The following is a 9,517-nucleotide window of genomic DNA, read 5'->3' as shown; positions in this document are numbered from 1 at the left end:
CTGCTCTGAGGTAGAATTCATGCCGGGCAAGGTGCGTTCGTGTTGAAATTGTGTTTTATGGATAACTCACATTTTATCAATCACTTACGGCATTCTTGCCCTTTTTTATGCAAAATTCAGGCTAGCGCGATCAGGCCGCGCCTGCTGTCGGGCATGGCGATGCGCTTCCAGCACGCTTCCAGCCGGATGCGCTCCAGCTTGCCCGCCTCGACCCGTTCCACCACCACGCCGCCCTCGCTGAACGCAACGGTTTCGTAGTCGCCCGCATGGCGCGCGTAGTGCAGCAGCGCCGCCATCGAGCAATTCTTCTTCAGCAGCCATTCCTGTTTCATTCTTATGCCATGCGCTTGTTCGCTGTGTTATCGGCGGCGTTCGCCGATGGGCTATTTGATCAGCGGCGGCGTGGCGAAGGTGTGGAAGGGGGCGGGACTGGGCACCGTCCATTCCAGCCCTTCGGCGCCATCCCATGGCTTGGCGGCCGCCTTCTCGCCGCCGCGTACGGTGGGCAGCACCACGGCGAACAGCCAATACGCTTGCGTCAGCCCGAACAAGCAGGCGCCGACCGAGGTAAGCATGTGAAAGTCGGTGAACTGCGTCGGATAGTCGGCGTAGCGGCGCGGCATGCCCGCCAGGCCCAAGAAATGCATGGGGAAGAAGGTGACGTTGACCCATACCAGCGAATTCCAGAAGTGAAACTTGGCGCGCCCCTCGTTGTACATATGCCCGGTCCACTTCGGGACCCAGTAGTAAAAGCCGGCGAACAGGCAGAACAGCGAACCGGCCACCAGCACATAATGAAAATGGGCCACGACGTAATAGGTGTCGTGGACCTGGATATCGATCGGCACCACCGCCAGCAGCACGCCGGACAAGCCGCCGATGGTGAATACCCAGATGAAGCCGATCGCGAACAGCATCGGGGTTTCCAGGCTCAGCGAGCCGCGCCACATGGTGGCGATCCAGTTGAACACTTTCACGCCGGTCGGCACCGCCACCAGCATGGTGGCGTACATGAAGAACAGCTGGGCTGTCACCGGCATGCCGGTGGTGAACATGTGGTGCGCCCAGACGATGAACGAGAGGATCGCAATGGCGGCGGTGGCGTACACCATCGAGGCGTAGCCGAACAGGCTCTTGCGTGCAAAGGCGGGAATGACCTGCGAAATGATGCCGAAGCCGGGCAGGATCATGATGTACACCTCGGGGTGGCCGAAGAACCAGAAGACGTGCTGGTACAGGACCGGATCGCCGCCCCCGGCCGCATTGAAGAAGGTGGTGCCGAAGTGGCGGTCGGTGAGCATCATGGTCACGGCGGCGGCCAGCACCGGCATGACGGCAATGAGCAGGTAGGCGGTGATCAGCCAGGTCCAGCAGAAGATCGGCATCTTCATCAGGGTCATGCCCGGCGCGCGCATGTTGAGGATGGTGGTGATGATGTTGATCGCGCCCATGATCGAGGAGGCGCCCATCAGGTGGATGGCGAAGATGGTCAGGTCCATGCCCGGACCCATCTGCAGCGACAGCGGCGGATACATGGTCCAGCCCGACGCGGTGGCGCCGCCGGCGCTGAAGAAGGCGCCCAGCAGCAGCAGCGCGGCCGGCGGCAGCAGCCAGAACGAGAAATTGTTCATGCGCGCGAACGCTATGTCGGACGCGCCGATCTGGAGCGGGATCATCCAGTTGGCGAAGCCCACGAAGGCCGGCATGATGGCGCCGAACACCATCACCAGCCCGTGCACGGTGAGGAACTGGTTGTACAGCTCGGGATAGAAAAATTGCAGGCCGGGCCGGAACAGTTCGAGCCGGATCAGCAGGGCCAGCACGCCGCCGGCCATGAACATGGCCAGGGAAAACCATAGATAGAGGGTGCCGATATCCTTGTGGTTGGTCGCGTACAGCCAGCGCCGCCAGCCGTGCGGCTGGGTATGCGGTTCGTCGTGGGCCAGTTCGCGCTGGCCGGGAAGGATGGATACGCTCATCAGGCTCTCCGTGCGTCGGTGTCACGGATGACTATAACGAGGGCCGCACGGCACACGATTGCGCGCCGTGCGGCCCTTGGCGAGGCTCAAACGACGGCGTTTTCAGGGAACTCTTCGCGGCGTACGGCGGCGTCATGCGCGCACGCCGGCCGCGCTCAGGCGCCCGGTCCGAGCCGCGCCGTGGCGCCTTCCACCACGGCGGCGGAAAACACGCGCCGCTCGGGGCAGGCGCCGCTTGAGCAGATCAGGCCGGTCAGCATGGCGCTGGCCGCCAGCGTCATGGTCTGCACCGGCTGGCGCAGGGTGGTCAGGTTGTAGCTGAGCCAGCCGGCCGGCGCCATGCCGTCGAACCCGGTCACCGACAGCTGGCCCGGCACGTCCAGCCCCAGCTCGTGGCGCGCCGTGTCGAGGCAGCCGATGGCCATGAGGTCGTTGCCGCACATGACCGCGTCCGGCAAGCCGCCCAGGCCGGCAATGATCTCGCGCAGGCCGCGCCCGCCGCTGGCGTAGTCGTAGTCGCCGCTGACGATGAGCGGCGCGGCCAGTCCCAGTTCGGCCAGGCGCGCGGCCACGCCGCGCTTGCGGTCCTGCGCGATGGCCGAATCGTGCGGGCCGTCGATCATGGCGAAGCGCTTGTGGCCGGCGGCGGCCAGGCGCGACACCAGCAGGCGCGCCCCTTGCACCTGGTCGCACACGACCGCGTTGACTGCGCCTTCGCGCAGGGTGCGGTTGAACAGCACGAAGGGAATCCTGCGCCGCTCGAACTCGGCCGCCTGGGCCGCGCTCAGGGTGGCGGCCAGCACCGCGCCGTCGACCTGGTGCTGCCAGATGTCGGCCAGGGTGGCGCCGATATCGCCTTCGCGCGCCAGCGAAAACAGCAGCACGCGCATGCCTTGCTGGCCGAATTGCCGGCTCAGCTCGGACAGGATCTGTGGATAGTGCAGGGTGACGATGTCCGACAGCACCACCGCGATCAGGTTCGAGCGGCGCGTGATCAGGCTGCGCGCGGCCGCATTCGGTGTGTAGTCGAGTGCGGTGGCGGCCTGCATCACGCGCGCATAGGTCGCCTTCGACACGCTGGCGCCCGGCTTGAAGCAGCGCGACACGGCCGACTGCGACACTCCGGCCGCGCTGGCTACGTCGTAGGACGTGACGCGGCGCGCTTCGCTGTGGATCAGCTGCTTGACGTCGGCAATGCTGGGATTGTGCGGTGGCGTGTGGGTCATTGTTCTTCTGGGTAACAATCCTTACCGGATTGCCCAGTGTAGCCCACTGACTTGCCATATGGCAATATCTTTACTGTTGAGTAATGTCGCGCGGCGATACAGGCCGATTTCAGTTGCGCCACGGAGACAAAGCACGGGAATGCCCGTTTCAGGCGCGCTCTGGTATAATATCGCCCCTTAATCTAAAGGGTACCATGGCGAATGCTTGCGGCGTCGATTTCGGAACGTCAAACTCAACAGTAGGCTGGGTCCGCCCCGGTCAGTCGTCCCTGCTCGCCCTCGAGGATGGCAAGGCAACCTTGCCCTCGGTGGTGTTTTTCAACGCCGAGGACGAGGAGGTCAGCTATGGCCGCGCGGCCCTGGCAGGCTATCTTGCGGGCTATGAAGGGCGCCTGATGCGCTCGCTCAAAAGCTTGCTCGGGACCAGCCTGATCGATGGCCAGACCGAGGTCGGCGGACGCGCATTGCCGTTCCGCATGCTGATGTCGCACTTCATCGGCGAGGTCAAGCGGCGCGCCGAGCGCGAAGCGGGGCGCACCTTCACCTCGGCCGTGTTCGGCCGTCCGGTGTTCTTTATCGACGACAGCGCTGCCGCCGACCGCCTGGCCGAGGATACCCTGGCCGAGGTGGCGCGTTCGGTCGGCTTCGAGCACGTGGCGTTCCAGTACGAGCCGATCGCGGCCGCCTTCGACTACGAGTCGCAGATCCGGCGCGAGGAACTGGTCCTGATCGCCGACATCGGCGGCGGCACCTCGGACTTTTCGCTGGTGCGCCTGTCGCCCGAACGAGCCTTGAAGGCCGAGCGGCGCGACGACATCCTGGCCACCGGCGGCGTGCACATCGGCGGCACCGACTTCGATAAATACCTGAGCCTGACTTCGGTGATGCCGCTGCTCGGTTACCAGACCCTGTTGAACAACAATAGCGCGATTCCATCGAGCTATTTCTTCAACCTGGCGACCTGGCACACCATCAACCTGGCCTACACCAAAAAGGCGGCGGCGCAACTGGCCGATGTGGCGCGCGACGCCCGCGAGCCGGACAAGCTGGGCCGCCTGCAACGCCTGATCGAAGAGCGCTCCGGCCACTGGCTGGCGATGCAGGTCGAAGAAGGCAAGATCGCGCTGTCGGACGCGGCAAGCTACACGCTCGCGCTCGACCGCCTGTCGCCGCCGGTCGACTTGCTGCTGCAACGCAGCGAGTTCGACGACGCCATCGGCCACCTGGTCGGCAATATCGACCAGACCGTGCTGAAACTGCTGAGGGATGCCGGCGTCTCGCCGGACGCGGTCGACACCGTGTTCTTCACGGGCGGATCGAGCGGCGTGCGCATGTTGCGCGAACGCATAGGCGCGCTGGTGCCCAAGGCCCGCAAGGTCGAAGGCGACCTGTTCGGCAGCATCGGCGCCGGGCTCGCGCTCGACGCCGTGCGCAAGTTCGGTTAGGGGGCGCGCCGTGTTCGAGAAACCGATCGTCATGCTCGATTTCGAGACCACGGGCTTGTCGCCGGCCTGTGGCGACCGGATCACCGAAGTGGCGGCCCTGCGCATCGTCAACGGCCGCGTGAGCGAGCGTTTTGTGTCCCTGGTCAATTGCGGAGCGTACATTCCGCCCTTCATTTCGGACCTGACCGGCATTTCGCAGGCGATGGTCGACAGCGCGCCGCCGGTCGAACGGGTGTTGCCGCAATTGTTGGAGTTCATCGGCAGCGATGCCTTGTCGGCCCATAACGCCAGCTTCGACGAAAAATTCCTGCACGCCGAGGCCGGGCGGCTGGGCCTGGTTCCGGGTCATCAGGGGCTGGTGTGTTCGCTCAAACTGTCGCGCCGCGTGTTTCCGGGCTTGTCGAGCTACAAACTCGGCTTGCTCTCGGGCCAGCTCGGGATTCGTTTCCGCAGCGCCGCCCACCGGGCCGAGGCCGATGCCGAAGTGGCGGCCGACCTCTTGATCCACATCGCCGGGCATCTGGGCCAGACCTACGGCTTCGGTTCGGTCGCGCCGCAGTTGCTGGTGTCGATGAACAAACTGAGCGCGGTCAAGGTGCCGGCCTGGCTGCGCCAGATGGCCGATGCGGCACGCTTGGCAGAAAATCCGCCACAAACCGCCTGATCGCTTTACAATATTGGCACCATGACCCGCCAGTCCTTCATTCGTATTGTGTTGTCGCTTCTGCTGCTGATGTCTCAGCAGATGGCGACCTCGCACGTGATGTCGCACTGGAGCTCTGCGCAACAGATAACGTCGCACCAGGACGGCAGTGCGCTCGCGCGCGCGGTGGCCCAGGACCAGCGCTGCGACCAGTGCCTGGCCTTCGCCCAGCTGGCCGGGCCGCTGGCCAGCCATGCGCACGGCTTTGCCTTTACCGACCCCGGCGCCACGCTGGCGGCGGCCATCGCTCCCCAGGGCGCCCGCGCGCGCTCCCTGCGCGCGTTCGAACCACGCGCTCCACCCCAGGCCTGACAGCCAGTTCCATCCCCCTTTATGTATGTGCGCTTCGCTATGCCGTTCGCGGCCGGCGCGCGCCTGTCTGTCACTGTTTGTTTGCTTGAGGTTTTCACATGAATGTCCAACGTACGCTGCTTGCCAGCGCGATCCTGTCCGCCCTGTCCACCCTTAATTACGCCAACGCGCAGGTCGCTGCCGCTGCCGCCGGCGTCGCCGATCCCGTCGTGCCCAGGGTGATCGTCACCGCCAATCCGTTCGGCAAGTCCGAAGGCGACCAGATCCTGACACCCACCAAGATCTTGTCGGGCGATGAATTGCGCGACAAACTCGGCGGCTCGCTGGGCGAAACGCTGTCGCAGGAACTGGGCGTATCGGCCTCCGGTTTCGGCGCCGGCGCCTCGCGCCCGATCATCCGCGGGCTGGAAGGCGCGCGCGTGAAAATGCTGGAAAACGGCATGGCCGTGGCCGACGTGTCCGGCCTGTCGAACGATCACGCGGTCTCGGCCGACGGCGCCGTGGCGCGCCAGATCGAAATCCTGCGCGGCCCGGCCGCCTTGTTGTACGGCTCGGGCGCCATCGGCGGCCTGGTCAACGTGGTCAACGAACGGATCCCGACCGCGCTCGAAGCCAATCCGGCCGGCCAGCTGGAAACCCGCTACGGCACGGTCGACAAGGGCCGCAGCGCCTCCGGCTCGCTCGATGGCGCGGTCGGCAACATCGGCCTGCACATCGATGGCAATATCCGCCGCTCCGACGACTACAAGATTCCCGACAACCGCGTGCTGAACGATCCCTCGTCCGCCTCCGGCCGCCTGCCGCAATCGTTCACCCGCCAGGATACGCTGGGCGCCGGCGCTTCGCTCGTCGGCGACTGGGGCCACGCCGGCGTGTCGGTCTCGACCCTGAACAACCGCTACGGCATTCCGACCCTGGAAGGCTCGCAGATCGACCAGTCGCAGATCCGCTACGATGCCGATACCTTGTTCAACAAGCCGTTCGGCGGGGTCGAAACCATCAAGCTCAAGTTCGGCTACACCGATTACGAGCATGCCGAGCTTGACGACGAGAACAAGCCGGAAGTGTTGTTTACCAACCGCGCCCTCGAAACCCGCGCCGAGCTGACCCATGCGCCGCTGGCCGGCTGGCACGGCACGTTCGGCGTGCAGACCGAAAACGCCCACTTCAGCGCCCTTAGCGGCGAAGGCGGGCCGGACACGGTGCCGGTCACGCACTCGATGTCGAGCGCGCTGTTCCTGGTCGAGGAACGCGATGTCGGCCCGCTGCGCGTGAACGCAGGCGCGCGCCTGGAATCGGTCAAGCGCACCCCGCTCGGCAACGTCGAGCGCAAGTTCGACCTCGGTTCCTACTCGGTCGGCGCCCAGTGGCCGTTCACCCAGGGCTACAGCATGGGCGCGACGGTGTCGGTGGCGCAGCGCGCGCCGGCCACCGAAGAACTGTACTCGGGCGGCCCGCACGACGCCACCCAGACCTTCGATATCGGCAATGCCGACTTCAAGAAGGAAACCTCGCGCAATATCGAACTGTCGCTGCAAAAGGTCACGGGCCTGGTGCGCTGGAAGGCCAATGTGTTCGAGAACAAGGTCAAGGACTTCATTTACGGCAATATCAGCGGCGCCCTGGTCGACGAAGAAGGCAATCCGGGCGAGGAGCTGTTGCAGCGCATCTACCAGCAAGCCGACGCCAGCATTCGCGGCGCTGAAGCGGAAGTGAGCTACAACCAGCACGGCGAGGGCCTGTCCCTGCGCGGTTTTGCCGACACCTCACGCGGCAAGCTCGATCACGGCGGCAGCCTGCCCTTGCAGCCGGCCGCCCGCATCGGCGCCGACGCCGGCTACCGCAGCGGCCCCTTGCGCGCCGGCATGTCGGTGGTGCGCGCCCAAAGCCAGGACCGGCTCGCCAGTTTCGAGCAGCATGCGACCCCGGCTTACACCCAGCTGGGCGCGAATGTGTCCTGGACCCAGCGCATGGGCACGCTTGACCTGACCTGGTTCATGATCGCGCGCAATCTTTTGAACGAGGATATCCGGCTGTCGACCTCGGTACTGAAAGATGTTTCGCCACTGCCCGGCCGAAATTTCCTGTTCGGCGTTCGCACCAAGTTTTAAGCAAGCGCAAGCACAAATTTGTTTCAGGCTGAAACCAAACCCCGCCGAGAGCGATCTCAGCGGGGTTTTTTCATGCCCCCTTAACGTGACAACCTGCTATGACGCTTGTGCCCAGTCAAACTCCGGCACTCTTGTTCTATTAGAATTTTAGCAATACTTCTCAGGTCGCTTGTTGCCTGTTGCAGCCCAATATTTCTGTAGTTTCAACGGCCTTGGCGCCGAAGGATGAAGCATGGACCGCCAGAATACTATTCGCGAGAACTATCAAACCTACATGTGGTTCCGCCAGGCAGCCGAGCGCGGCGATGCGTACGCCCAGTTCAACCTGGGGCTGATGTACAAGAAAGATGGCGAATACGGGCGGGCGGTCGGCTGGCTGCGCAAGGCAGCCCAGCAGGGACTGGCGTTCGCCCAGAACCACCTCGGCTCGATGTATTACCACGGGCGCGGGGTTCCCAAGAACGATACCGAGGCCGCCGCCTGGTTCCGCCAGGCCGCCGAGCAGGGCGACGCCTCGGCCCAGCAAAACCTGGGGCTGATGTTCCGCAAGGGGCGCGGGGTGGGGCAATGCCACGAGCAGGCCATGACCTGGTTCTACCGCGCCGCCGAACAGGGCGTGGGCAGCGCCCAGACCCTGCTGGCCGAGTGCTATCTGTCGGGGCAGGGCGCGCCGGTCAATTATCCGCTGGCCATGGCCTGGTTCCGCAAGGCGGCGATGCAGAGCGACGCCTCGGCCCAGCTGAACCTGGGATTGATGTACAAATACGGCCAGGGAGTCGAGAGCGACGACGAACAGGCGCTGTGCTGGTTCCGCCAGGCCGCCGCGCAGGGCAACGCCATGGCGCAGCGCCAGCTGGGCGTGGCCTACGCCGACGGGCTCGGCGTGCGCGCCGATCCCCTGCGCGCCATCGCCTGGCTGCAGCGCGCCGCCGAGCAGGGCGACAAGGATGCCCAGTTCAGCCTGGGCGTGATGCTGGCCAACGGCCAGGGCGTCGAGCGCGACGAGCCGCGCGCGCTGCAATGGTACGCGCGCGCCGCCGAGCAGCGCCACGTGCTGGCCCAGTACAACCTGGGCAGCATGTACGCGAACGGGCGCGGCACCCCGCGCGACGAGCTGCGCGCCCTCGAATGGTACCGCCGCGCGGCCGAGCAGGGCGCGGCCATCGCCCAGTTCAACCTGGGGGTGATCTACGCCAGCGGCCAGGGCGTCCCGCGCGACGACGTCCAGGCCGTGCACTGGTACCGCAGCGCCGCCGAGCAGGGCGACGCCAGCGCCCAGAACAACCTCGGCGTCATGTATGCCAATGGCCAGGGCGTGCCGCAGGACGACGCCATGGCCGTGTGCTGGTACCGCCAGGCGGCCGAGCAGGGCCATGCGCTGGCCCAGTACAACCTGGGCGGCATGTACAACAGCGGGCGCGGGGTCGAACGCGACGCCGTGCGCTCCTACATGTGGATGCTGCTGGCGGCCGACGCCGGCGACGAGACGGCCAACGCCAACAAGAGCATCGTGGCGCGCCGCCTCACCCCGGCCGAGATCGGCGCGGCGGTTGACCAGTCGCAGCAGTGGCGTATGGCCCGTGCCGGGTCCGCCAAGGCGCCCGGCGCCGGGCACTAGCCTGAATGTTTCATGAACTGCCAGTGCGTTGCTGGCTGGACGATACGAAACCTCGTCGGCAGTGTTTTCGATGGTCGCGGGTAATGGATGCCCTACCCGATTGAACGGGGCATCGAATGGCGC

8 protein-coding genes are annotated in these 9,517 nt (G+C 65.4%); 5 read left to right on the top strand and 3 right to left on the bottom strand.

Annotated features, from left to right (window positions below; genetic code table 11):
* Positions 1 to 116 precede the first annotated feature (116 nt).
* The 3 genes from F2P46_RS34695 to F2P46_RS34685 form a co-directional block, all read right to left on the bottom strand.
* The gene (locus F2P46_RS34695) at positions 117 to 332 is read right to left on the bottom strand and encodes a DUF2244 domain-containing protein (RefSeq protein ID WP_166898924.1); all 216 of its coding nucleotides are present in this window, start codon (positions 330 to 332) and stop codon (positions 117 to 119) included.
* A gap of 51 nt (positions 333 to 383) precedes the next feature.
* Positions 384 to 1,979, bottom strand: coding sequence for a cytochrome c oxidase subunit I (ctaD, locus tag F2P46_RS34690; protein WP_166898922.1), 1,596 nt, complete (start codon positions 1,977 to 1,979; stop codon positions 384 to 386).
* A gap of 155 nt (positions 1,980 to 2,134) precedes the next feature.
* Positions 2,135 to 3,205: a LacI family DNA-binding transcriptional regulator gene (locus tag F2P46_RS34685; protein ID WP_166898920.1), complete on the bottom strand. Its 1,071-nt coding sequence runs from the start codon at positions 3,203 to 3,205 to the stop codon at positions 2,135 to 2,137.
* Positions 3,206 to 3,399: 194 nt separating this feature from the next.
* Between F2P46_RS34685 and F2P46_RS34680 the strand changes: the two genes are divergently transcribed.
* The 5 genes from F2P46_RS34680 to F2P46_RS38665 all read left to right on the top strand — a co-directional run bounded on the left by F2P46_RS34680 (position 3,400) and on the right by F2P46_RS38665 (position 9,394).
* On the top strand, positions 3,400 to 4,650 hold the full coding sequence (locus tag F2P46_RS34680) for an Hsp70 family protein (protein WP_166898919.1): 1,251 nt from the start codon (positions 3,400 to 3,402) through the stop codon (positions 4,648 to 4,650).
* A gap of 10 nt (positions 4,651 to 4,660) precedes the next feature.
* Positions 4,661 to 5,314, top strand: a complete 654-nt coding sequence (locus F2P46_RS34675; RefSeq protein WP_166898917.1) for a 3'-5' exonuclease — start codon at positions 4,661 to 4,663, stop codon at positions 5,312 to 5,314.
* Positions 5,315 to 5,335: 21 nt separating this feature from the next.
* A complete protein-coding gene (locus F2P46_RS34670) occupies positions 5,336 to 5,665 on the top strand; it encodes a hypothetical protein (protein WP_166898916.1) in 330 nt (109 codons plus the stop codon).
* Positions 5,666 to 5,763: 98 nt separating this feature from the next.
* Positions 5,764 to 7,776 carry a TonB-dependent receptor gene (locus tag F2P46_RS34665; RefSeq protein ID WP_166898915.1) on the top strand — a complete coding sequence of 671 codons (2,013 nt, stop codon included), beginning with the start codon at positions 5,764 to 5,766 and terminating at the stop codon, positions 7,774 to 7,776.
* A gap of 232 nt (positions 7,777 to 8,008) precedes the next feature.
* Positions 8,009 to 9,394 (top strand): tetratricopeptide repeat protein, encoded by a 1,386-nt coding sequence (locus F2P46_RS38665; RefSeq protein ID WP_166898913.1) that lies wholly within the window; start codon positions 8,009 to 8,011, stop codon positions 9,392 to 9,394.
* Positions 9,395 to 9,517 lie beyond the last annotated feature (123 nt).

The sequence above is a fragment of the Massilia sp. CCM 8734 genome (genome assembly GCF_011682155.1).
GTDB classification, from domain to species: Bacteria; Pseudomonadota; Gammaproteobacteria; order Burkholderiales; family Burkholderiaceae_D; genus Telluria_A; species Telluria_A rubra.
Note: the sequence above shows the minus strand (reverse complement) of the source record. Positions and strands in the feature narration are given on the sequence as shown.

What these genes read in the sequence shown, in the direction of transcription:
- F2P46_RS34695 (WP_166898924.1), bottom strand. Translation starts at nt 332, where the DNA reads ATGAAACAGGAATGGCTGCTGAAGAAGAATTGCTCGATGGCGGCGCTG.
- ctaD (WP_166898922.1), bottom strand. Translation starts at nt 1,979, where the DNA reads ATGAGCGTATCCATCCTTCCCGGCCAGCGCGAACTGGCCCACGACGAA.
- F2P46_RS34685 (WP_166898920.1), bottom strand. Translation starts at nt 3,205, where the DNA reads ATGACCCACACGCCACCGCACAATCCCAGCATTGCCGACGTCAAGCAG.
- F2P46_RS34680 (WP_166898919.1), top strand. Translation starts at nt 3,400, where the DNA reads ATGGCGAATGCTTGCGGCGTCGATTTCGGAACGTCAAACTCAACAGTA.
- F2P46_RS34670 (WP_166898916.1), top strand. Translation starts at nt 5,336, where the DNA reads ATGACCCGCCAGTCCTTCATTCGTATTGTGTTGTCGCTTCTGCTGCTG.
- F2P46_RS34665 (WP_166898915.1), top strand. Translation starts at nt 5,764, where the DNA reads ATGAATGTCCAACGTACGCTGCTTGCCAGCGCGATCCTGTCCGCCCTG.
- F2P46_RS38665 (WP_166898913.1), top strand. Translation starts at nt 8,009, where the DNA reads ATGGACCGCCAGAATACTATTCGCGAGAACTATCAAACCTACATGTGG.